Source organism: Amycolatopsis sp. NPDC028719 (genome assembly GCF_055565395.1).
Genome location: NZ_JBVHUL010000015.1, coordinates 132033 through 154173, shown reverse-complemented (window position 1 = coordinate 154173; position 22141 = coordinate 132033). Strand labels below are relative to the sequence as shown.

General features: G+C 69.6%; 19 protein-coding genes. 5 read left to right on the top strand and 14 right to left on the bottom strand.

Going from position 1 to position 22141, the window contains the following annotated elements:
• Positions 1–2: 2 nt before the first annotated feature.
• Genes ACZ4TR_RS45190 through ACZ4TR_RS45175 form a run of 4 tightly spaced genes read right to left on the bottom strand, consistent with a single transcriptional unit; the run spans position 3 to position 4135 of the window.
• Positions 3–875 carry a carbohydrate ABC transporter permease gene (locus ACZ4TR_RS45190; RefSeq protein ID WP_465294784.1) on the bottom strand — a complete coding sequence of 291 codons (873 nt, stop codon included), beginning with the start codon at positions 873–875 and terminating at the stop codon, positions 3–5.
• A complete protein-coding gene (locus ACZ4TR_RS45185; RefSeq protein WP_364517992.1) occupies positions 872–1804 on the bottom strand; it encodes a carbohydrate ABC transporter permease in 933 nt (310 codons plus the stop codon). The genes ACZ4TR_RS45190 and ACZ4TR_RS45185 overlap by 4 nt, the downstream gene beginning before the upstream one ends.
• On the bottom strand, positions 1804–3138 hold the full coding sequence (locus ACZ4TR_RS45180; RefSeq protein ID WP_465294782.1) for an ABC transporter substrate-binding protein: 1335 nt from the start codon (positions 3136–3138) through the stop codon (positions 1804–1806). The genes ACZ4TR_RS45185 and ACZ4TR_RS45180 overlap by 1 nt, the downstream gene beginning before the upstream one ends.
• On the bottom strand, positions 3131–4135 hold the full coding sequence (locus ACZ4TR_RS45175) for a zinc-dependent alcohol dehydrogenase family protein (RefSeq protein WP_465294780.1): 1005 nt from the start codon (positions 4133–4135) through the stop codon (positions 3131–3133). The genes ACZ4TR_RS45180 and ACZ4TR_RS45175 overlap by 8 nt, the downstream gene beginning before the upstream one ends.
• A gap of 129 nt (positions 4136–4264) precedes the next feature.
• On the opposite strand from ACZ4TR_RS45175, the gene ACZ4TR_RS45170 reads away from it, so the two are divergent.
• Both ACZ4TR_RS45170 and ACZ4TR_RS45165 read left to right on the top strand, forming a co-directional pair.
• Positions 4265–5245: a sugar-binding transcriptional regulator gene (locus ACZ4TR_RS45170; RefSeq protein WP_465294778.1), complete on the top strand. Its 981-nt coding sequence runs from the start codon at positions 4265–4267 to the stop codon at positions 5243–5245.
• A gap of 269 nt (positions 5246–5514) precedes the next feature.
• Positions 5515–6195 (top strand): hypothetical protein, encoded by a 681-nt coding sequence (locus ACZ4TR_RS45165; RefSeq protein ID WP_465294776.1) that lies wholly within the window; start codon positions 5515–5517, stop codon positions 6193–6195.
• Here the strand turns inward: ACZ4TR_RS45165 and ACZ4TR_RS45160 are convergent.
• Complete coding sequence (locus ACZ4TR_RS45160) at positions 6086–6430, bottom strand: winged helix-turn-helix transcriptional regulator (protein WP_465294774.1); 345 nt, start codon at positions 6428–6430, stop codon at positions 6086–6088. The genes ACZ4TR_RS45165 and ACZ4TR_RS45160 overlap by 110 nt on opposite strands.
• Between ACZ4TR_RS45160 and ACZ4TR_RS45155 the strand changes: the two genes are divergently transcribed.
• Entirely contained in the window at positions 6407–6937 is a 531-nt protein-coding gene (locus ACZ4TR_RS45155; RefSeq protein WP_465294772.1) for an NADPH-dependent F420 reductase, read from the top strand. The two genes, ACZ4TR_RS45160 and ACZ4TR_RS45155, sit on opposite strands and share 24 nt — an antisense overlap.
• Here the strand turns inward: ACZ4TR_RS45155 and ACZ4TR_RS45150 are convergent.
• Positions 6923–7966, bottom strand: a complete 1044-nt coding sequence (locus ACZ4TR_RS45150) for a C45 family autoproteolytic acyltransferase/hydolase (RefSeq protein ID WP_465294770.1) — start codon at positions 7964–7966, stop codon at positions 6923–6925. The two genes, ACZ4TR_RS45155 and ACZ4TR_RS45150, sit on opposite strands and share 15 nt — an antisense overlap.
• Before the next feature lie 82 nt (positions 7967–8048).
• Positions 8049–10553, bottom strand: coding sequence for a DEAD/DEAH box helicase (locus ACZ4TR_RS45145; RefSeq protein ID WP_465294768.1), 2505 nt, complete (start codon positions 10551–10553; stop codon positions 8049–8051).
• Between the two features lie 151 nt (positions 10554–10704).
• Here ACZ4TR_RS45145 and ACZ4TR_RS45140 point away from each other — a divergent pair, with 151 nt between their 5' ends.
• Positions 10705–11976, top strand: a complete 1272-nt coding sequence (locus ACZ4TR_RS45140) for a primosomal protein (protein WP_364518010.1) — start codon at positions 10705–10707, stop codon at positions 11974–11976.
• A 631-nt stretch (positions 11977–12607) separates the two neighbouring features.
• On the opposite strand, the gene ACZ4TR_RS45135 is transcribed toward ACZ4TR_RS45140, so the two are convergent.
• Both ACZ4TR_RS45135 and ACZ4TR_RS45130 read right to left on the bottom strand, forming a co-directional pair.
• Positions 12608–13813: an MFS transporter gene (locus ACZ4TR_RS45135; RefSeq protein ID WP_465294915.1), complete on the bottom strand. Its 1206-nt coding sequence runs from the start codon at positions 13811–13813 to the stop codon at positions 12608–12610.
• A gap of 90 nt (positions 13814–13903) precedes the next feature.
• The gene (locus ACZ4TR_RS45130) at positions 13904–14998 is read right to left on the bottom strand and encodes an adenosine deaminase (protein WP_465294766.1); all 1095 of its coding nucleotides are present in this window, start codon (positions 14996–14998) and stop codon (positions 13904–13906) included.
• Between the two features lie 212 nt (positions 14999–15210).
• On the opposite strand from ACZ4TR_RS45130, the gene ACZ4TR_RS45125 reads away from it, so the two are divergent.
• On the top strand, positions 15211–16335 hold the full coding sequence (locus tag ACZ4TR_RS45125; protein ID WP_364518014.1) for a PA containing protein: 1125 nt from the start codon (positions 15211–15213) through the stop codon (positions 16333–16335).
• A gap of 180 nt (positions 16336–16515) precedes the next feature.
• On the opposite strand, the gene ACZ4TR_RS45120 is transcribed toward ACZ4TR_RS45125, so the two are convergent.
• Genes ACZ4TR_RS45120 through ACZ4TR_RS45100 form a run of 5 tightly spaced genes read right to left on the bottom strand, consistent with a single transcriptional unit; the run spans position 16516 to position 22130 of the window.
• Positions 16516–17799, bottom strand: a complete 1284-nt coding sequence (locus tag ACZ4TR_RS45120) for a thymidine phosphorylase (protein WP_465294764.1) — start codon at positions 17797–17799, stop codon at positions 16516–16518.
• Positions 17796–18188: a cytidine deaminase gene (locus ACZ4TR_RS45115; protein WP_465294762.1), complete on the bottom strand. Its 393-nt coding sequence runs from the start codon at positions 18186–18188 to the stop codon at positions 17796–17798. Before ACZ4TR_RS45115 ends, ACZ4TR_RS45120 begins: the two co-directional genes overlap by 4 nt.
• Entirely contained in the window at positions 18188–19465 is a 1278-nt protein-coding gene (locus ACZ4TR_RS45110) for an ABC transporter permease (RefSeq protein ID WP_364518020.1), read from the bottom strand. Before ACZ4TR_RS45110 ends, ACZ4TR_RS45115 begins: the two co-directional genes overlap by 1 nt.
• Positions 19465–20562, bottom strand: coding sequence for an ABC transporter permease (locus ACZ4TR_RS45105; RefSeq protein ID WP_465294760.1), 1098 nt, complete (start codon positions 20560–20562; stop codon positions 19465–19467). The genes ACZ4TR_RS45110 and ACZ4TR_RS45105 overlap by 1 nt, the downstream gene beginning before the upstream one ends.
• Complete coding sequence (locus tag ACZ4TR_RS45100; protein ID WP_465294758.1) at positions 20559–22130, bottom strand: ABC transporter ATP-binding protein; 1572 nt, start codon at positions 22128–22130, stop codon at positions 20559–20561. Before ACZ4TR_RS45100 ends, ACZ4TR_RS45105 begins: the two co-directional genes overlap by 4 nt.
• Positions 22131–22141: the final 11 nt, after the last annotated feature.

Genomic DNA, 22141 nt, shown 5'->3' with positions numbered 1-22141 from the left:
GACTACTTCACCGCTCCCATCGACAGACCCCGGACGAGGTGGTTCTGCGCGATCCAGCCGACGATCATCACCGGCAGCGAGGCCAGCAGCGCGGCGGCGGAAAGCTGGGCCCAGTACAGGCCCTCACTGGTGATGAACCCGACGAGGAACACCGGCACGGTGCCGGCGCGGGCCGCCGTCAGGTTGACCGCGTAGAAGAACTCGGTCCAGGAGAAGATCACGCAGATCAGCGCGGTCGCCGCGATCCCGGGCGCGACCACCGGCATGATGATCTTGCGCAGCAACGTCGGCAGGTTCGCGCCGTCGATCCGGCCGGCCTCGATCATCTCGTGCGGCACCTCGAGGAAGAACGACCGCATCATCCAGATGGCCAGCGGCAGGTTCATCGACGTGTAGAGGATGACGAGCGCCCACACCGTGTCCAGCAGCTCGGTGTTCTGCGAAATGATGTACAGCGGGATGATCGCCGCCACGATCGGCAGCATCTTCGTCGAGAGGAAGAAGCCGAGGGCGTTCGACGTCTTCTTCACCGGCGCCAGCGACAGCGCGTACGCCGCCGGGATGCCGAGAATGAGCACCAGCAGCGTCGAAAGCACCGTGACGAACGCCGAGTTCGACAGGTAGGGCAGGAATCCGCCCTTCAGCACGTTCGCGATCTGGTCGAACGTCGGGCTGAAGAACAGCTTCGGCGGGTCGGTGTAGGCGTCGGCCTCCTGCTTGAACGCCGTGAGGATCATCCACAGCAGCGGGAAGACGAACAGGATCGCGATCACCCAGGTGACGGCGGTGAGCGCGCCCGGGCCGAACTTGCGCTTCGGTTTACGGGCCGGGGGTGCGGTGGCGGCCGCCGGCGGGCGCGTTTCGAGAGTGGTCATTTGATGCCTCCGTCCACCGAGAAGGTCCGGAACATCAAGCGCAGCGCGAACGTCGCGACGATCATCGTCAGGATCACGACGATCACGCCCATCGCCGACGACTGGCCGACGTCGAAGCCCTCGAACGCGCGCTGGTAGATGTAGTACGGCAGGTTCGTGCTGGCCGTGCCCGGCCCGCCCTGCGTCATCAGGAAGATCGCGTCGAAGCTGTTCACGATGTAGATCGCGCCCAGCAGCGTCGCCAGCTGCAGGAACCGGGACAGGTGCGGCAGCGTGATCGAGGCGAACGTCCGCCACCTGCTCGCACCGTCCACAGAGGCCGCTTCGAGGACCTCTTTGGACTGGCTCTGCAGGCCGGCCAGGATGAGCAGCATCATGAACGGCGTCCACTGCCACACGATCTGCGCCATCACCGCGGCCAGCGGGAACTCCGAAAGCCAGTCGACGTCGGTGCCGAAGACGAAGTGCAGCAACCCGTAGGTCGGGTCGAAGACCGTGGTCTTCCACAGCAGCGCGCCGGCCGCCGGCAGGATGAGGAACGGCGTGATCAGCAGCGTCCGGACGACGCCGCGGCCGAGGAACTTCCGGTCGAGCAGGATCGCCAGGCCGAGGCCGAGCAGCAGCGCGACCAGCACGCACACCACGGTCAGCACCACGGTGTTGAGCAGCGCGACCAGGAACGTCGTGTCGCTGAAGACGTCGATGTAGTTGTCGAGGCCGACGAAGTGCCGCGAGCCCGGCCGGACCAGGTTCCACGACTGGAACGAGTAGAACACGGTGAGCAGGAAGGGCAGCTGCGTCACCGCGATGACGAAGATCAGTGCGGGCAGTAGCGGCAGCCGCCGCTTGGCCGCGGTGCTCAGACCTTTCTTCTCCTCGGCCTTCGCGTGCGAGGTGGACGTGGGGGCATCTACGGAGAGCGTGGACATCACTGCACCGCCTTGTAGGAGTCGCCCACCGTCTGGGCGTAGTCCTGGGACTGCTTCAGGGCGTCATCGACGGACTCGCGGCCGGCGATCGCTGCCGACAGCTGCTGGCTCACCCGGGTGCCCAGGTCCTGGAACTCGGGGATGCCGACGAACTGGATGCCGGGGTAGGGCACCGGGTTCGCCATGGCCTTCTGCTGGTTCGCGTCCGCGATGCCGTCCAAAGTGGGCTTCGCGTAGGCCTGCGCGGCCTTGGCGTAGTCGGGAATGTCGTAAGTGGACTGGCGCACGCCTGGCGGCACGCGGTTCCAGCCGTAGGCCTGGCCGACCTTCTGCACGTACGCCTTGTCGGTCATCCAGGCCATGAACTTCCAGGCCGCGTCCTTGTCCTTGGCGACCTTCGGGATGCCGAGGGCCCAGGTGTAGAGCCAGCCGCTGGCCTGCGTCTTGACGACCGGGGCCGGCGCGTACCCGGACTTCCCGACGATCTTGCTGCTCGACGGGTCCTCGTTGGTGCCCGCCATGACCGTCGCGTCGTACCACATCGCCGCGTTGCCCTGCGTGTAGCGCGTGCCGCACTCGGAGAACCCGGCGCTGGAGGCACCGACCTCGCCGTGCTCGCGGATCAGGTTGACGTAGAAGTTCGCGGCTTCCTTGAACTCCGGCGACGTCAGCTTGGCGTTCCAGTCCTTGTCGAACCACTGCGCGCCGAAGGTGTTGGCCACCGTCGTGAACGGCGCGAGGCTCTCGCCCCAGCCCGGCTTGCCGCGCAGGCAGATGCCGGCGACGCCGTTGGCCTTGTCGTCGAGCTTCGCGGCGTAGTCGGCGATCTGCTGCCAGGTCGGCTTGGCCGGCATGGTGATCCCGGCCTTGTCGAAGAGGTCCTTGCGGTAGGCCAGGAACGACGACTCACCGTAGAACGGCACCGCGTACATCTGGTTCTGGTACGACAGCGACTGCTTGATGCTGGGGATGAAGTCGCCTTCGTCGTAGCCCGGGGTGGCCGCCATGTGCGGTTCGAGGTTTTCGAGCCAGCCGTTGGCCGCCCACTGCGGGGCCTCGTAGTTGCTGATCATCACGACGTCGAACTCGCCGCCCTCGGTGGCGGTCGACGCGGTGATCTTGGCGCGGGCCTGGTTCTCCGGCAGCGAGACGAACTTCAGGTTGATGCCCGTGGCCTTCTCGAACTCCGGGGCGAGGGAGATCGCGTCCTTCATCTGCGGGTTGGCCACGATCGCGATGACGAGCGTGCTCCCGCCGGTGCCGACCGAGCCTGCCCCGGCGCACCCGGTGACCAGCAGGGACGTCGCGGCGAAGAGGGTGAGGAGCTTACGCACGGCTACCTCCCGGGAGTACCTGCACCTTGAGGCCCGAGCCGCTGCGCATCTTGGCGAGCGCCTCGGGGTACTGCTCCAGCGGCAGCGTGTCCGTGAGCAGCGAATCGGTGTCGATCGCACCGTTCGCGACGAGGTCGAGCGCGGCGCCGAAGCTGTGCAGCACGGCCATCGAGCCGACGATGGTGATTTCGTCGTTGTAGATGCGGAACGGCGAAAGCGCGACGCGGGCTTCGGCCGGCGCGACGCCGAAGACGAGCAGCCGGCCGCCGCGGCGGATCGAGTCGAAGGCGGCTTCGATGGCGGGGGCGGCGCCGGTGGCGTCGACGGCGACGTCGAACTTCTCGCCGTTCAGGTCGCTGACGTCCTTCGCGGTGGCGACGGCACCGAGCGTTTTTGCCCGGGGCAAGCGGGCTTCGTTGCGGTCGACCACCGTGACCTGCGCGCCGGAGCGCTGCAGCAGCTGCTGCATGATCAGGCCCATGGTGCCGGCGCCGACCACGAGGAAGCGCTCTCCGGCTTCGACACCGACGCGGCGCACGCCGTGCACCGCGCAGGAGACGGGCTCGACCAGCGCGCCCTGTTCCCAGGTCATCGAGTCGGGCATGCGGTAGCAGGTGGAGGACGGGACGGCGACGTACTCGGCGAAGGCGCCGTTGACGGTGTCGCCGGTGGCACCCCAGTTCGCGCAGAGGTTGCCGTGGCCGGCGCGGCACGGGCCGCAGTAGCCGCAGAACAGCGACGGGTCGACCGCGACGCGGTCGCCGACCTTCCACTCGCCCGGCACGTCCGCGCCGAGCTCGACGATTTCCCCGGCGAACTCGTGCCCGGGGACGATGGGATACGGCGTGGGCGGGAAGTGCCCGTCGGCGATGTGCAGGTCGGTCCCGCAGATCCCGCACGCTCCGACCTTGACGACGACCTGGCGTTCTCCGGGTTTCGGATCGGGCACCTCGCCGACCCTGATCTCACCGGGCCGGTCGACGATGGCGGCACGCATGCCTTGCCCCTTCCTCGCGCTCATACGAGCAGCGTTGACCTATGGCGTCGAGAACATGTGAAGGCATTACAGGACTGACCTCAGTGTTACGTCAACCTTTCGGGCAGATTTCGGGCTATAGTTGCTCATATGAGCGCTTCCAAGAAGCAGTCGTCGCTGACCGAAGCGATCCTGCTGGCCACCGTCGCCCGGCGCTTCTACGTGCAGGGACGCTCCAAGCTGGAGATCGCCGACGAGTTCGGCGTCAGCCGGTTCAAGGTGGCCCGGATGCTCGACACGGCCCGGGAGTCCGGCCTGGTCAGGGTCGAGTTCTCGCTGCCGGCGCCGGTGGACCTGGCACTGTCGGACGAGGTGCGCTCGGCGTACGGCCTGGAGCGCGCCCTGGTGCTCGAACGCTCAACCGAGCGCGAGCCGAGAGAGGTCGTCCGGGCCAAGATCGGGACCCTGTCGGCCCGGCTGCTGGAGGAGATCGCGACTCCTTCGGACGTCATCGGGCTGTCGTGGGCGCGGTCGGTGAACGCGATGACCGAGGCGATCCGGGCGCTGCCGCGGTGCCCGATCGTCCAGCTGTGCGGGGTGCAGGCCGGGATGGACATGCGCGGCCGGTCGGTGGAGACGGTCAGCCGCGTGACGTCGGTGTCCGGCGGCGACGCGTACCCGATCTTCGGGCCGCTGGTGCTGCCGGACCGCCGCACGACGGAGACCTTGCGACGCCAGCCCGGCATCGCGGAGACGTTCGGCCAGTTCCGGCACTTGACGAAGGCCGTGGTGAGCATCGGCGCGTGGCAGCCGGGCGAGTCGACGGTGTACGACGCCCTGGACGAGGCCGAGCGCGCGGCGATCACGGCCCGCGGAGCAACGGCCGAGGTCGCGGCGCGGCTGTTCGACGCTTCCGGCAACGCGTTGTCGACCGGCCTGGCCCACCACGTGCTGGCGATCAGCCACGAAGAGCTGACGGCGGTGCCGGAGGTGATCGCCCTGGGCTACAGCCGGCCGAAAGCGGCGGCGGTGGACGCGGTCCTGCGCTCCGGCATGGTCACAACCCTGATCACCGACGCCGCGGCAGCAGTCCCCCTCCTGGCCTTGGCAGCCAAAAACCCACCCCGCTGAGGCCTCCAGACGCCGCTTTCGCCGAGAAAGATGCGCTACCGAGCCCCTCAGGCGGAGCTTTCGCCAGGAAAGATGCGTTACTGGGCCCCCAGACGGAGCTTTCCCTAGGAAAGATGCGTCGTTTGGGACGCGAGTCTCAGGATGTGGAACGTACTCCCCTGGGTGTAGGCCTCGTCCCGGGCGCTAACCCAGCGGGTGCAGATCGCGCCCCTCGGGCTCCGGGGATTGGCCCGATGTGCGCGCGTGTTTCCTCCGCGAGCCTGGAAGACGTGACCCGAACCAAGACTTCCCCGCGCTGGCGGCAAGCCGTCGTCTGGCTACACGTCGTCTCGTCCGTCGCCTGGATGAGCCAGGCCCTCGCCCTCGTCGTGCTGATGTCCCTGGCCGTCGCGCATCCCGTCCCGGCCGCGACGTCGATGGCCGACCGGCTCGACTCCGTCCTGCTCGCCCCGATGGCGAACGTCTCGGCGTTCACCGGCCTGCTGCTCGCCGGCGCGACCGCTTGGGGTTACACAAGGCATTGGTGGGTGCTCACGAAGTTCACCCTGACCCTCATCCAGCTCTACGCCGGGATCTTCCTGCTCTCCCCCGCGCTGCGCGAGTCCGCGGACAGCGGCACCGCGACCTGGGCGCAGATCGCCGGAGCGTCGCTGATGGCGAGCGCGCTCTCGTTCCAGGCGTGGCTCTCGATCGCGAAGCCGTGGAAAAAGACGCCGTGGTCGCCCGCCGCGAAGCCGCCCACCGCGCCGACCTGGGTGTTCGCCGCCGGAATCGTCGCGCCCGCGGTCGACGTCACCGCCGGGCTCGCCCTCGGCTTCCCCATGCCGGCGGCGGAGCTGATCATGCTGGTCGTGCTCGGTCTTGAGCGGCGACGACGTCGTCGCCGTGCTCCGCGGCCCAACGTCCGAAGCCTTCGATCGGCTTCAGGAAACTCGAGCCCAGCGACGTAAGCGCGTACGCGCCTTCGCGTCGCTCGACGAGACCGTCGAACTCCAGACGGCGCAAGGCTTCCGTGAGCACCTTCGCGCTGATTCCGCCGATCGTGCGACGCAGGTCGCCGTGCCGGCGCGGGCCGTGGCGCAGCGCCCACACCACGACCGGGTGCCACGTGTTGGCGACCAGGTCGAACGCGAGCGGATCGGGATCTTCGGCACGGGCGCGATGGCGGACGCGCTCGGCACGCACTGGGCGCGCGCCGGCCACGAACTGAGGGTGGCCGGCCGCCGCACCGGAACCTGGACCGAGGTGGCGGCTTTCGCGGACGTCGTGCTCCTGGCGATCCCCGCGGACGCCGTCTTCGAAATTCTGCCGGAAGCGGGATCGCTGCGCGGAAAGGTCCTGGTGGACTGCACCAACCAGCCCGGCCCGACCGGCACCGAACCCCCGCCGGGCACCCCGGTGGCGACCCGGATCGCCGCCTGCGCGCCGGACGCGCACGTCGTCAAGGCGTTCAACCTGGCCCCGGCCGACGTCTGGCGGAAGCCACCCGCGACACTCGCCGTCCCGCTCTGCGGCGACGACCCGGCGGCCCTCGACGCGGTCCGCACGCTGGTCCGCGACGTCGGCTGCCGGCCGGTGTCCGGCGGCGGCCTCGACCGGGCGCACCTGCTGGAGGCGACGGCGGCGTTCGCCATCGGCCTGTGGTTCGCGGGTGAAGACGCCCAGGCGATCCTGGTCTCAGCCCACAGCTGAGACGTTCCCCGAGGCGAGGTCCGCCACCCGGGCGTGCAGTGCCTCGCCGCCGCGGGGAACCACCGTCACGGTGCCGTCGGCCAGATCCGTCACCACCGTGCTCAGCGTCATCAGCGGGTCACCGCCGGAGGCGGTGCGGTACACGTCGTTCGTCAACGCCGAGACCAGCCACTTCGCGTCCGGCGCGAGCGGGTTCAGGTGCGCACACACTTCCGCCCGGTCCAGGCTCTCCTCCGGCGCCACGTCCCGATGCGGCGAGAGCCGGCGGAAGTGGTTGGTGTGCCAGGAGAACCCACTGCCCACAGTGGTCACCGCGGTCTCGTCCCCGGCCTTCTCGACGACCGTCACCGCCGGCGAACCGACCTGGCCCATCGTGTACGCGAACCCGCCCGCCGAAGGACGGGAACGCAGCACCGACACCGCTTCCGCCACGGACGACGCACGCTGAGCCGTGCGCGCCACGAAGTGCCGGCCCGCGCAGGGCGACGGCGCCACCACGCTCACGCTGTCGATCCCCCAGACCAGACCGTGCGTGGTCAGCGTGAAGGTGTTGGCGGGCAGGAAACCCGGGTACCACCAGACGCACACGCCGGGCTCGCCGTCGATCAGCAGCGTCAGGAGCCGCCCGATCCCGTCGAACACCGGGGCGCCGTCTTCGTTGTGGCCGAGCAGTGACGGCGAACCCGCCCACGCCAGGTCCGTGCACCCCGTGCCGTCGCCCGCGCCGAGGTCGCCGCGCAGGTTGGCCAGCAGCAGGTCGTCGAACGGCACCCCGGCCCCCGCCGCCAGGGCCGTCAGCTCGGCGTACGCGTCCGGGTGCTCGACCTGGGACGCCGATTCGATCGCGCGGAACAGCACCGGCGACCGCCGCGCGCGCTCGGTGACCGGCCACGCCGGCAGTCCGGCCAGGACAGTTCGGATGTCGGCGGCGGCATGCGAACCCAGCGCGCGGAAAGCGGCTTCCCGGGGCCCGCGGACGACCGTCCAGCGCACGTCGCCGATCCGGTGCTCCCGCACTGTCGCCACCATGGGATCACGATGACTGAGCAGTCAGGAAAAGGCAACGGCTAGTGACATCCGGGGCTCCGCCACCTGGAACCCTCGAAGAAAGTCAGTGCGCGCCCACCTCGGTCACCCGCACCACGGCCACGCCGGCCTCGTCGGACGCCGCCAGGTCGACCTCCGCGCTGATGCCCCAGTCGTGGTCGCCCGCCGGGTCGTCGAAGATCTGGCGGACCTTCCAGACGTCCGGCAGCTGCTCGATCATCAGCAGCGCCGGGCCGCGCGCGTCCGGGCCGGTGCCGAGCGTCTCGTACTCCTCGAAGTAGTCCTCGATCGCGTCCGCCCACGCGTCGGCGTCCCAGCCGGACGCCGCGTCCAGCTCGCCGAGCACGTTCCACGCCCGGCGCCCGAACAGCTCGACCCGGCGGAACAGCTCGTTGCGCACCAGGACGCGGAACGCGCGCTCGTTGCGCGTGACGGCCGGCGGCAGCTCCGGCGGCCGCTGCGACACCGGGCCCTCTTCGTCGGGGTGCCGCAGCGCCTCCCACTCGTCCAGGAGACTCGAGTCGACCTGCCGGACGAGCTCGCCGAGCCACTCGATGAGGTCCTGCAGCGGCTCGGTCTTCGCCTCGTCCGGCACCGTGTGGCGCAAGGAGTCGTAGACGTCCGTGAGGTAGCGCAGCACCAGCCCTTCCGACCGGGCGAGCTGGTAGAAGCCGATGTACTCGACGAAGTTCATCGCGCGCTCGTACATGTCGCGCACCACGGACTTCGGCGAAAGCTCGTAGTCGTCGACCCACGGGTGGCCCTGCCGGTAGCTGTGGAACGCGCCCTGCAGCAGCTCTTCGAGGGGCTTCGGGTACGAGACGTTCTCGAGCAGCTCCATCCGCTCGTCGTACTCGATTCCCTCGGCCTTCATGGCGTTCACGGCCTCGCCTCGCGCCTTGAACTGCTGCTGCGACAGCACCGGCCGCGGGTTGTCCACTGTGGCCTCCACAGTGGACACGACGTCGAGCGGGTAGCTCGGCGACTCGAGGTCGAACAGGTCGATCGCGGCCAGCGCGAACGGCGAAAGCGGCTGGTTGAGCGCGAAGTCGAACTGCAGGTCGACGGTGAGCCGGATGATCCGGCCCTGCTCGTCCGGTTCGGGCAGCCGTTCGACGACGCCGGCGGCGAGCAGCGCGCGGTAGATCGCGATGGCGCGCAGGATGAGCTTGCGCTGCGACGCGCGGTCCTCGTGGTTGTCCTCGAGGAGGTGCCGCATCGAGTCGAACGCGTTGCCCGGCCGCGAGATCACGTTGAGCAGCATCGAGTGCGTGACCTTGAAGCTGGACGTCAGCGGCTCGGGCTCGGCCGCGATCAGCCGGTCGAACGTGCTCTCGGTCCAGTTGACGAAGCCCTCCGGCGCCTTCTTCCGGACGATCTTCTTTTTCTTCTTCGGGTCGTCACCCGCCTTCTCCAGCGCCTTCGCGTTCTCGACGACGTGGTCGGGCGCCTGCACCACGACGTAGCCGTCGGTGTCGTAACCCGCGCGCCCGGCGCGGCCGGCGATCTGGTGGAACTCGCGCGCCTTGAGGTGGCGCTGGCGGACGCCGTCGTACTTCGTCAGCGCGGAGAAGACCACTGTCCTGATCGGTACGTTGATGCCCACGCCGAGGGTGTCCGTCCCGCAGATCACCTTGAGCAGCCCCGACTGGGCCAAGGTCTCGACCAATCGGCGGTACTTCGGCAGCATGCCGGCGTGGTGCACGCCGATGCCGTGGCGGACCAGCCGCGAGAGCGTCTTGCCGAACCCGGCGGCGAAGCGGAAGTCGCCGAGCAGGTCGGCGATCGCCTCCTTCTCGGCCTTGGTCGTGACGTTGATGCTCATCAGCGTCTGCGCCCGCTCGATGGCCGCGGCCTGCGAGAAGTGCACGACGTAGACCGGCGCCTGGCCGCCGTTGAGCAGCTCGGACATGGTCTCGTGCAGCGGGGTGAGGGCGTAGCGGAAGGTCAGCGGCACCGGGCGCTGCGCCGACGTGACGACGGCGGTCGGCTTGCCGGTGCGGCGGGTGAGGTCCTTCTCGAAGAAGGACACGTCGCCCAAGGTCGCCGACATCAGGACGAACTGCGCCTTGGGCAGCTCGAGGATCGGCACCTGCCACGCCCAGCCGCGGTCGGGCTCGGAGTAGAAGTGGAACTCGTCGGCGACGACCTGCCCGACCGGGGCGTCGGCACCGAACCGCAACGCGATGTTCGCCAGGATTTCGGCCGTGCAGCAGATGATCGGCGCGTCCGGGTTGACGCTGGAGTCGCCGGTCATCATCCCGACGTTGTCGGCGCCGAAGATCTCGATGAGCTGGAAGAACTTCTCCGACACGAGGGCCTTGATGGGCGCGGTGTAGTAGCTGCGGCGGCCCTGGGCGAGCGCGGTGAAGTGCGCGCCGACGGCGACGAGGCTCTTCCCGGAGCCGGTCGGCGTCGAGAGGATGACGTTCGATCCGGAGACGACCTCCATCACCGCCTCCTCCTGCGCCGGGTACAGCTCGATGCCCCGGTCGGCCGTCCAGGTCGTGAACGCTTCGAAGAGGGTGTCGGGGTCGGGATCCGCAGGCAGGAGGTCTGTGAGAGTCATCAGGAGTCCATCGTGCCATCCGCTCGTCGCAAAGTCGGCAGGGGCAATCGCGTCGCGCGTGGTAAACCCGTAGGCTTCGCGGTACCGCGCGTCGACCGGGGGATACATTCGGTCCCGCGCGCACACGGGCGGTAATCCGGAGGGTTTAGGAATGGCACAGGACATCATCCCGATCGAACTCGGGCTGCCGCAGGGCGACGTCGTCACCCTGTGGGCCCCGCGCTGGCGGGAAGACGGCGAGGAGTGGGAAGCGTTCCTCGGCGACGAGGACGACCTGTACGCCTTCCCGGACGCCGCGCACCTGGCTGCCTTCGTCCGCACGTCCGAGCGCCACGACCTGCTGGACCACCCGGCCTGGGACGCCGTGCCGTCGCTGAACGTGCCCGAGCTGATCCCGGACGAGGACCACACGTACGACCTCGTCGGCGTGCCGGAGCTCGTCGCCGAGGAGCCGGACGTCTGGCACATCGCGGAGCTGGCCGAGATCGTCGGCATCGTGCGCTCGCTCGCCGACGTCTGCGACCTCGAAGAGGTGCACGAGATCCTCGACTCGACCGAGGGCTTCTCGCTGCTCGACCAGGGCACGCTCCCGTTCACCGGGAGTGTCGGCGTGCAGGTGTGGAACGACCTGTCCGAGACGGTGTCGCAGAAGTGGGACACCGTGCTGGACGCGATCGACGGCCTGGTGACCGCGCCGGACGTCGACGAGAAGGTGCTGGAGCAGACGGCCGAGGAGCTGGCGGCGTTCCACGAGGAGTCCGCGGAGGCCGAGGCCGGCGCCGAGGGCGAAGAGGACCTCGAGGCGATCGACTCTCTCGACTCCGACTCGGACGAAGACTCCGATGAGGACGAGGACGACGCTCCGGTCGGTTTCTGGGCCGAGGTCGGCATCGACCCGATCAAGATCATCACATCCGGCGCGGAGTACTACACGCTGCGCTGCTACCTCGACGACGCGCCGGTGTTCCTCGGCAGCGAGGGCGAGATCGACGTGTTCACGTCGGAGAAGGCCCTCGCGCGGGCCCTGGCCGACGGCAAGGACCTGGCCGACACGGACCTCGCGGACGTGTCCACGTGGGACGAGGTCCTGGCGAAGGCGACGGCGGGCGAGCTCGAGGTCGAGGTCGACGCCGAGAACACGTACGTGCTGACGGGCCTGGACGCGGACATCGCGGAAGGCCCCGAGGCGATCGACCCGACGCAGCTGGAGCTGGCGGTCGAGCTGATCACGGACGCGGCGGACTGGGCGGGCGACGACTCGGTCGAGACGGCCCTGGCGGGCAACGAAAGCCTGGGCTGGCTGGTGTCGTTCGTCCTGCGCCCGGACCCGACGCGTCTCGAGCCGTCGGCGCCGTTCGACGCTGAGCAGAGCGCTTGGCGGAAGCTGGTCGAGGGCTTCGAGAACCGCCTGACCGTGGCTTGATCTTTTGGTTCGGCGAAGGCTGCCTCCCCCGCTTTGTCGGGGAGGCAGCCTTCGCCGTGTCCGGGCCTCGCGCGCACGCCGTGAATGACTCATTCACGGCGTCGGACGAGGTGAATGAGTCATTCACGGCATGTGGGCCGCTGCCGCACACCGGCATCCACAGCCTCCGCCGGTTGTGGACAACCCGGCCCGCGGTGGGCTCCGGCAGCCGGTTTCCGTCGGAGCCGACCGATACGCTGGAGACGGGGGGCGCCCCCGCGGCCGGAGGTCGGTTCGCCGGGGCGATCAGCCGCGCGCGATGCCTCTCCAGACACAGGTGATGCCCCTGTGATCACGCGTGAAGCCGCTCCGATCACGCGTGATCGCCGTACCCGATCGTCGCAGAAGGCTCCGGCCCATGTACCCGGACAGCTGGCTCACGTACCCGGACGGTCGGCTCGCGTACTCAGGCGGTCGGCTCACGTACCCAGAGGGTCGGCTCACGTGCTTAGGCACGTGTCTCGCGTGATCAGGCGCGTGTCTCGCGTGATTGAGCGCGCAACTCGCGTGATCAGGCAGGCTTCTCGCGTGATTGGGCGGGCATCTCGCGTGACTGGAGGGGCATCACGCGTGATGGGGAGGTCGACACGGGTCAGTCGCGGGGTTCGGCGCGGACCGGGACCACCAGCACCGCCAGCGCCGGGAACACCGCCGCCACGCAGAACGCCAGCGCGTACCGGCTGTCGCCGATCACCAGGCCCAGCAGCGGCGGCGTCAGCGAGGCCGCGATGTTCTGGCCCGTGTTCTGCGTCCCCATCGCGCGGCCCGACCACGCCAGGCCGGCCAGCTCCGCCGACGCCGTGAAGCCGAGCCCGTTGTCGGCCACCGTGATGATCCCGGCCAGCGCCAGCGCCAGCAGCACCAGCCAGAGCCACGTGGCGTCTCCCAGCGCCACCAGCAGCATGACGAGACAGCTCAACACCGCGAGCTGACGCATCGGGCGCAGCCGGCTCCCCACCCGGTCGGACCACCAGCCCGACCCCAGCCGCCCCAGTGCGCCGAGCACCTGGACCACCGCCAGGTACCAGCCCGCGGACAGGGGGCTCCAGTGGTGCACCGCCACCAGGTACGCCGGCGCGAACGCCGACACCGCGAACTGCGGCACCACCAGCAACGCGCTCGCGCCGTGGACCCGCCACAGCGTCGCGTGCCGGTACGGCGACGGCGGCTTCTCCCCCGAAGACGCCCGAGGCGGCCGGGGCGGGTCCGTGACCAGCCACGCCACCAGCAGCGCGACGACGATCGCCAGCCCGGCCGGCAGCAGCACCGCCGCGCGGAACCCGAAGTGCGCGGCCAGCGGCGGCAGCCCGAGCGCCGCGACGCCGACGCCGAGCGGCTGGGCCGTCTGGCGGATCCCCATCGCGACCCCGCGCTCGGACTTCGCGAACCAGCCCATCACGACGCGACCGCTCGCCGCGTTGACCGAAGCCGTACACGCTCCGGCCGCCAGGAACACACCAAAGAGAAGCCCGACCGGGTGACTTCCGACCCCGGCGTACACCAGGAGTAACCCTGACGCACCCAGGCCGAGCGCCATGATCAGACGCTCTCCGTAACGGTCCGCAGCCGCGCCCCACACGATCAGGGTGAACAACAGGCCGATGCTCGGGGCCGCGACGACCGTGCCGGCCTGGGCCAGCGTCAGTCCCTCCGCGTCCCGCATGACCGGGACCAGGAACGGGATGCCGTAGAGGAAGGAGCAGCTCGCGGTCTGCGCGGCGAGGCCGAGCGCGAGGATGAGCCACCGTCGTGAACTCGCCTGCACCCGTTCGGCCGAATCGCCCGCGACCTGCGCCATCGTCGTCACCGTCTCAAATTCTGAGAACAACTTCCTACATGGTGAACGATAGTTGGCATGGCTAAGGACCGCAAGCACCCAGCGGGACGGTCAGCGCAGCGCGGCGTACCCGGGCTTGATGACGTCGTCGATCAGCGCGAGCCGGGCGTCGAAATCGATGAACGCGGATTTCATCGCGTTGATCGTGAACCACCGGAAGTCGTCGAGGTCGTACCCGAACGCCTCGTGCAGCGCGGCGAATTCGCTGGTCATCGTGCATCCGCTCATCAGCCGGTTGTCCGTGTTCACGGTCACCCGGAAGCGCAGCCGCTCGAGCAGCGCGAGCGGGTGCTCGGCGATGGAGCGCACCGTGCCTGTTTGGACGTTCGACGTCGGGCAGATCTCCAGCGGGATCCGGCGGTCGCGGACGTACGCGGCCAACCGTCCAAGGTGGACCGTGCCGTCCGCGCCGGTCTTGATGTCCTCGATGATCCGCACGCCGTGCCCCAGCCGCTCGGCCCCGCAGTGCTGAATCGCCTCCCAAATGGACGGAAGACCGAACGCTTCGCCGGCGTGAATCGTGAAATGCGCATTGTTCTGCCGCAAATACTCGAAAGCGTCGAGATTGCGGGTCGGCGGGAATCCGTCTTCGGGTCCGGCGATGTCGAACCCGACCACGCCGGCGTCGCGGTAGCGGACGGCCAGGGTCGCGATCTCGAGGGCCCGGGCGTGCTGGCGCATCGCGCAGAGCAACGTCCCGACGCGGATCGAACCGCCGTTCGCGGCCACGCGCCGTGTGCCCTCCGTGAACCCCGCCTGGACGGCCTCGACCACCGCATCGAGTGACAGACCGCGTTCGACGAACAACTCCGGTGCGTAGCGCACCTCGGCGTAGACGACGCCGTCGGCGGCCAGGTCCTCGACCGCTTCCGCGGCGACCCTGACCAGCGATTCCTCCGTTTGCATCACGCCACAGGTGTGCGCGAAGGTCTCGAGGTAGGACACGAGTGAGCCGGAGTCGGCCGCGCGGCGGAACCAGCTGCCCAGCTCGGCCGGGTCGGTGGTGGGCAGCCCGGCATAGCCGGTGGCTTCGGCGAGCTCGGCGACGGTGGCCGGGCGCAGGCCGCCGTCGAGGTGGTCGTGCAGGAGGACCTTCGGCGCGCGGCGGAGTGTCTCGCTGGTCAGAACAGGGCTTTCGTCAGGCATCCCCCAACGGTAACCTCGTTGTCATTCCCCTACATGGCCGTAACTCTCAGGCTCCGGTCAACGCTCAGCGTTGACGATCATGCGACGAATCGGCCATCCGGGGGCAGCCTCCGTAATACGCGCTTCACGGGGGCCATACGCACAGCAATTTCGCAATCGTTAAGCTTCGTGGCACGTCCCTCCATTTCCCCGCCGACGAAGGACACACAGCAGTGACCACTGACAACCACATTGCCGCCCCGTCCTTCGACCGGATGCGCAACATGCTGGTGCGCGCGGCCGAAGTGCGTGAGAGCGAGCAGCAGCAGATCTTCGACGCGCTCGACGACATCTACGCCCGTCTCGCGCCGGTGGACTCGCTGGGCGCGGTCCGCAAGCGGCTGTCCGAGATGCCCGACCGCACCGAGGTCAGCGTCCTGGCCGAGCGCCTCGACGAGACGATGTCGCGGCTCGAGGCCCAGGACAACGCGATCGCCGCGCTGACCCGCGCCGTCGAGAGCATCGTCGACAAGCTGGCCAAGCCGTTCGCGCAGCTCGACGGCCGGCTCGACGGCATGGCCGCCCGCTTCGAGGGCGTCGCGGGCCGGATGGACGGACTCGAGGACAAGCTCCAGAACATCCACCGCCGGATCGACGAGGTCGGCAGCCACCTCGACAAGCAGGACGCGAAGCTCGACTCGATCCCGCAGTCGGTGCACGGCCCGGTCCGCGAGCGGATCGAGCAGGCCGAGGCGTCGCTGCGCGACCGCGTCGACCACGCCGACCACGAGCTGCGGGGCAAGCTCGACGAGCTGAGCCGCACGACGCAGGAGCGCATCGGCGAGCTGGACCGCGTCACCGGCGAGCGGATCGGCGCGAACACCGAGGCGCTCAAGACGGCGCTGACCGAGACCGGCGAGATGATCGACGCGTCGGACCGCCTGGAGGGCCTGGGCAACCGGCTCGAGAAGGTCACCGTCCGCCTCGACGAGCTGGCTGGCCGCCTCGACAAGGTGGAGGACGGCTTCCTCTCCGGCATCGGCGACCTCGACGGCGCGCTCAAGGCCGGGCTGTCCAAGGTCGAGGGCACGCTGTCCAAGCAGCCGGACACCGACTCGGTCGACACGCTGGTCCGCAAGAGCAACGACGAGAGTGTCCGCCGCATCGGCGGCCAGCTCGACGAGGCGATGGCGACGTTCGCGGAGCTGATGCTCGGCGGCGGCCCGGCGGTGCAGCAGATCTCCCCGCCGCCCCCGGCCCCGCGCCAGCCGCGTCGCAGCTCCCGCAACGGCCGCGCGCCGAAGCCGGCCGACGCCAAGGCCAAGTCGGGCGAAGGCGCCGAAGAAGCCACTGAGTAACCCAGCCCCACGAAGAGGCCCCCACCGGTACACCCGGTAGGGGCCTCTTTTCCTGTCCGGAGTAACCGCTCCGGATCACTTTCTCGGGGAAAGTGACGCTTCGAGGGCCCGAACGCCGAGCTTTCGTAGGGAAAGTGGCGAGTGGGTCACTCGGGCGGGTGGTCGTCTTCGCGATGATCATCACACCGTGCCGCGGATCGTCTCCCGGACTATCGGGTTCGGTGCGGACGCCGCCGACGCGACCGAGTAAGCGCCTTCGAGAGCGGCGAGAGCCGCCGGGACCGCTTCCGGCGTGTCCGTGTGCAGCTCCAGCAGTGGCTCACCCTCGGTGACCTGGGAACCGGGCTTCGCCAGGCACAGGATGCCCGCCGCGGCCTGGACCGGGTCCTCCTTGCGAGCCCGGCCCGCGCCCAGCCGCCACGCCGCGACGCCCACCGCGTAGGCGTCCAGCGAAGCCAGCATGCCCGAGGCGGGGGCGACCACCGTGTGGACGTGTGACGGCGTCGGCAGCGGCGCCGAAGGGTCGCCGCCCTGGGCGGAGATCATCCGGCACCACGTCTCGTACGCCTCGCCGGAAGCCAGCACCGCCGCCGGATCCACGTCGAGACCGGCGAGGGCCAGCATCTCCCGCGCCAACGCGAGAGTCAGCTCGACGACGTCCGAAGGCCCCCCACCCTGCAAAACAGCAACCGACTCCGCGACCTCCACCGCGTTCCCGACCGCGCGCCCCAGCGGGACGTTCATGTCGGTCAGCAGCGCCGTCGTCGGCACCCCGTGCGCGACCCCGATCGAAGTCAACGTCGAGGCCAGCGAACGCGCCTGCTCCAGCGTCTTCATGAACGCGCCGGATCCGAACTTGACGTCCAGGACCAGCCCCGACGCGCCCTCCGCGATCTTCTTGCTCATGATCGAGCTGGCGATCAGCGGGATCGACTCCACAGTGGACGTCACGTCCCGCAGCGCGTACAGCTTCTTGTCCGCCGGCGCGAGCCCGGACGTCGCCGCGCAGACCACCGCGCCGACGTCCTCCAGCTGGGCCTGAATCTCCGACGTCGTCAGGGAAGCCCGCCACCCCGGGATCGACTCGAGCTTGTCGAGCGTCCCGCCGGTGTGCCCGAGCCCGCGCCCGGACAGCTGCGGCACCGCCGCGCCGCACGCGGCCACGAGCGGCGCCAGCGGCAGCGTGATCTTGTCGCCGACCCCACCCGTCGAGTGCTTGTCGACCGTCGGACGGGACACGGAAAGCGACAGCCGCTCGCCGGAGTCGATCATCGCGCCGGTCCAGCGCGAGATCTCGGCGGAATCCATGCCCCGCAGGAAGATCGCCATCGCGAGCGCCGACATCTGCTCTTCGGCGACGTCCCCGCGCGTGTACGCGTCGACGACCCAGTCGATCTGCTCGTCCGAAAGCCGGCCGCCGTCCCGCTTGGTCCGGATGACGTCGACCGCCGCGAAGCCCGTCACGGCAGGTCGTCCGGGCCGAAGGCGTCCGGCAGGACGTCCGACATCGGCAGGATGCCGCTCGGCGTGTCAACCAAGCAGGCAGACCCGCCCAGCTCGAACAGGATCTGCCGGCAGCGCCCGCACGGCATCAGCAGGTCACCGGCGCCACTGCGGCACGCCACCGCGACCAGCCGGCCGCCGCCGGACAGCCGCAGCTGGCCGGCCATCGTGCACTCGGCGCACAGCCCGAGCCCGTAGGAGGCGTTCTCGACGTTGCACCCGGTGACCACGCGGCCGTCGTCGACGATCCCGGCGACCCCGACGTGCAGGCCCGAATAAGGCGCGTACGCATGGGAAGCCGCTTCGATGGCCTGAGAACGCAGCGCGTCCCAATCCACAGCGGACGTCATCAGTCCTCACCTCGCCGGTACGGCTGCCCGTCGGCCTTCGGCGGCCGCAGCCGCTGCGAAGCCACCGCGAGCACGATCAGCGTCACGAAGTGCGCGGTGTACGGGATCAGGTCGGACGGCAGCGTGTCGTTCGACCAGTAGATCAAGTACAGGATCCCGGCGCCGACGACGCCGAGCCCGGCCGCGATCCACTGCTTGCGGAACAGCTGGACGACGACGATCACGGCGACCAGGATCACCGCGCCGTACAGCAGCGCGAGCACCGCTTCGCCGCCACCGGCGAGCTGCAGGCCGTCCGCGTAGCCGAACAGCGCCGCGCCGCCGAGCAGGCCACCCGGCCGCCAGTTGCCGAAGATCATCGCCGCGAGGCCGATGTACCCGCGGCCGTTCGTCTGGTTCTCCAGGTAGTCCGCGCCGCCGCGCAGCAGCACCAGCGACGCGCCGCCCATGCCGGCCAGCGCGCCCGAGATCAGCATCGCGATGTACTTGTGCCGGTAGACGTTCACGCCCAGGGACTCCGCGGCCACCGGGTTCTCGCCGCACGAGCGCAGCCGCAGGCCGAAGCGGGTCTTCCAGAGCACCCAGAAGCTCACCGGCACCAGGATGATCGCGATCATCGTCAGCGGCGCCACCTCGGTGACCAGGCCGCGCAGGATGCCGGCGACGTCGGAGATCCCGACGCGCTGCTCCTTCTCCAGGTCGCCGAGCCAGTCCGAGAGGCCGCTCGCCGAGTAGGTGTCGAACTTCGGCACCACCGGCGACTGCCGCGGGTTGCCCGACAGCGGCTCGAAGATGAGGTTCGCCAGGTACTTCGTGACGCCGAGGCCGAGCAGGTTGATCGCGACGCCGGAGACGATGTGGTTGACGTTGAACGTCACCGTCGCCACCGCGTGCAGCAGCCCGCCCAGCGCGCCGAACACGAGCGCGGCCACCAGGCCGGCCCACGCGCCGCCGTAGTACGAACCCCAGGCGGCGCCCCAGGTCCCGAGGATCATCATGCCCTCGAGACCGATGTTGACCACGCCCGCGCGTTCGGCCCAGAGGCCGCCGAGCGCGCACAGCAGGATCGGCAGGGCCAGGCGCAACGCCGTCGACGACGTGTTCGACGACGTCAGCGCGGCGACGCCGGTGGAGTACGACGCCGTCGAGACGACGGCGATGGCGATGACGGCCCAGATGACCCCGCGGAGCCAGCCGGGGATCCGGGACCGCTTGCGGTGCACCGGCATGGCGCCGGGGCTGCCCGCGTCGGGCCGGGAGACGTCGGTGACGACCATCAGACCGCACCCCCTTCGGCGACCGAAGCGCCCTTGCGGCCGTTGCCGGCGAGTGCGCGGCCGACTCTGCGTTGTTCGGCGGCGAGGTCGGCCCGGCGCACGACCTCGTACGCCACGACGACCGACAGCACGATGATGCCCTGCATGATCGTCGCGATCTCCTTGGACACGTTGATCTGCTCCAGCGACACCGCCGAGGTGTCCAGGAACGCCCACAGCAGCGCGCCGAGCGCGATGCCGCCGGGGTGGTTGCGGCCCAGCAGCGCGACGGCGATGCCGGTGAAGCCGTACATCTGGGTCGAGGTGATGCCGTAGGTGTAGTCGCGGCCGAGCAGCTCCGGCATCGCGACCAGGCCCGCGACGCCGCCCGAGAGCAGCATCGCGATCAGCGTCATCTTCTTGGCGTTGACACCACCCGCGGCAGCCGCGGTGGTCGACTCGCCGGACGCCTTGAGCTCGAAGCCGAACCGCGTGCGGTTGAGCATGAACCAGTAGGCGGCGCCGATGATCGCCGCGATGACGACGAACCCGAAGAGCGTGCCCGAGCCGAGCGGGATGCCCGGGATCCGGCCGGACGACGCGATCTCGCGGGTCCCGATGTTGTTGCCCCGCTGCACGCCGAACTGGTCGGCGTTGATGAGGAAGGCGATGATCCCGCCGACGATCGCGTTCAGCATGATCGTCGCGATCACCTCGCTCACCCCGCGGGTGACCTTGAGGATCGCCGGGACGGCCGCGTACGCCGCACCGGCGACGACCGCGACGATGAGGATGACCAGCGTGTGGATCACCGGCGGCAGCTGGAGCGCGCCGCCGGCGATGGCCGCGACGACCGCCGCGAACCGGTACTGGCCTTCGACACCGATGTTGAACAGGTTCATCTGGAAGCCGATGGCGACCGCGAGCCCGGACAGGTAGTACACGGTCGCGAGGTTCACGGTGTCGACCGCGGTCGACCCCTTGAACATCTGGCCGATCATGGTGCCGTACGCCTGCAGCGGGTCGGCCCCCGAAATGATCAGCGCGATCGCCGACAGCAGCACGGCGAACACGATCGCCAGCAGCGGTGGCAGCAGTTTCGTGCGCCAGGAGGTCACTCTTCTTCACCCTCTCCGGCGCCGGTCATCGCCGAGCCCAGTTCCTGCGGGGTCACGGTGGCGGGGTCGGCCTCGCTGACGAGCCGCCCGCGCAGCATGACGCGGATCGTGTCGGACAGGCCGATGAGCTCGTCGAGGTCGGCCGAGATCAGCAGCACGGCGAGGCCGGCCGCGCGAGCCTGGCGAATGTTCTCCCAGATCAGCGCCTGCGCGCCGACGTCGACACCGCGGGTCGGGTGCGACGCGATGAGCAGCACCGGGTTGCCGGACAGCTCGCGTCCGACGATCAGCTTCTGCTGGTTGCCGCCCGAGAGCGCCGCGGCGGGGACGTCGATCCCCGGCGTGCGGACGTCGTACTCGCGCACGATCCGCTCGGTGTCCGCGCGCGTGCCCGCGATGTCGAGCAACTGTCCTTTGGAGACCGGTTCGCGGGTCTGGTAACCGAGGATCCGGTTGACCCACAACGGTTGCGTGAGCAGCAGGCTGTGCCGCGTGCGGTCTTCGGCGATGTAGCCGATGCCGGCCTCGCGCCGCGCCAGCGTGCCGGCCTTGGTGAGGTCGCGAGCCTTGCCCTCGGCGTCGACCAGCTCGATCGTGCCGCCCGACGGCTTGCGCATGCCCATGATGGTCTCGACGAGCTCGGTCTGGCCGTTGCCCTCGACACCCGCGACGCCGAGCACCTCGCCCGCGCGCACGGTGAAGGTGACGTCGTCGAGCGCGTTGCGGTCCGAGCCCTCGGCGCCCAGCGTCAGCCCGGTCAGCCGCAGCACGGCGCGGTCGGTGACGGTGGACTCGCGGGTCTCCGGGCTGGGCAGCTCGGAGCCGACCATCATCTCCGCGAGCTGGCGCGAGGTGATGGTCTTCGGGTCGGCCGTGCCCACGGTCGTGCCGCGCCGGATCACCGTCACGGTGTCGGCGATCGCGCGCACCTCGTCGAGCTTGTGGGAGATGAAGAGGAAGGTGTAGCCGTCGGCCTTCATCTCCCGGACGGTCGCGAACAGCGCGTCGACCTCCTGCGGCACGAGGACCGCGGTCGGCTCGTCCAGGATGATGATCTTCGCCCCGCGGTAGAGCACCTTGACGATCTCGACGCGCTGGCGGTCGGCGACGCCCAGCTCTTCGAGCAGGGTGTCGGGCTTGGCGTGCAGCCCGGTCCGCTCGGCGAGCTCGGCCAGCCGCGCGCGGGCGGCGCGGCCGATGCCGTGCAGGCCCTCGGCGCCGAGGAACACGTTCTCGCCGACCGTGAGGTTGTCGGCCAGCATGAAGTGCTGGTGCACCATGCCGATCCCGACGCGGATGGCGTCCTGCGGGTTGCGCAGCTTCACCTCGTCGCCGTTGATCGCGATCGTGCCCTCGTCCGGCGGCTGCATGCCGTAGAGGATCTTCATCAGGGTGGACTTGCCGGCGCCGTTTTCGCCACAGATGGCGTGCACCTCGCCCGCGGCGACGGAGAGGTTGACGTCGGAGTTGGCCACCACGCCGGGGAACCGTTTGGTGATCCCGGTCAGCTGGACGGCGGGGACGCCCCGGTCGGGGACGGCCTCGGCCGGGGCCTCGGCAGTGCTCATGGGCGGGAGAA

What these genes read in the sequence shown, in the direction of transcription:
- ACZ4TR_RS45130 (WP_465294766.1), bottom strand. Translation starts at nt 14,998, where the DNA reads ATGCCTGACGAAAGCCCTGTTCTGACCAGCGAGACACTCCGCCGCGCG.
- ACZ4TR_RS45145 (WP_465294768.1), bottom strand. Translation starts at nt 10,553, where the DNA reads ATGACTCTCACAGACCTCCTGCCTGCGGATCCCGACCCCGACACCCTC.
- ACZ4TR_RS45175 (WP_465294780.1), bottom strand. Translation starts at nt 4,135, where the DNA reads ATGCGTGCCGCCATCGTCGACCGGCCCGGTGAGATCAGGGTCGGCGAG.
- ACZ4TR_RS45150 (WP_465294770.1), bottom strand. Translation starts at nt 7,966, where the DNA reads ATGGTGGCGACAGTGCGGGAGCACCGGATCGGCGACGTGCGCTGGACG.
- ACZ4TR_RS45170 (WP_465294778.1), top strand. Translation starts at nt 4,265, where the DNA reads ATGAGCGCTTCCAAGAAGCAGTCGTCGCTGACCGAAGCGATCCTGCTG.
- ACZ4TR_RS45140 (WP_364518010.1), top strand. Translation starts at nt 10,705, where the DNA reads ATGGCACAGGACATCATCCCGATCGAACTCGGGCTGCCGCAGGGCGAC.
- ACZ4TR_RS45110 (WP_364518020.1), bottom strand. Translation starts at nt 19,465, where the DNA reads ATGGTCGTCACCGACGTCTCCCGGCCCGACGCGGGCAGCCCCGGCGCC.
- ACZ4TR_RS45135 (WP_465294915.1), bottom strand. Translation starts at nt 13,813, where the DNA reads ATGGCGCAGGTCGCGGGCGATTCGGCCGAACGGGTGCAGGCGAGTTCA.
- ACZ4TR_RS45115 (WP_465294762.1), bottom strand. Translation starts at nt 18,188, where the DNA reads ATGACGTCCGCTGTGGATTGGGACGCGCTGCGTTCTCAGGCCATCGAA.
- ACZ4TR_RS45155 (WP_465294772.1), top strand. Translation starts at nt 6,407, where the DNA reads ATGGCGGACGCGCTCGGCACGCACTGGGCGCGCGCCGGCCACGAACTG.
- ACZ4TR_RS45100 (WP_465294758.1), bottom strand. Translation starts at nt 22,130, where the DNA reads ATGAGCACTGCCGAGGCCCCGGCCGAGGCCGTCCCCGACCGGGGCGTC.
- ACZ4TR_RS45190 (WP_465294784.1), bottom strand. Translation starts at nt 875, where the DNA reads ATGACCACTCTCGAAACGCGCCCGCCGGCGGCCGCCACCGCACCCCCG.
- ACZ4TR_RS45185 (WP_364517992.1), bottom strand. Translation starts at nt 1,804, where the DNA reads ATGTCCACGCTCTCCGTAGATGCCCCCACGTCCACCTCGCACGCGAAG.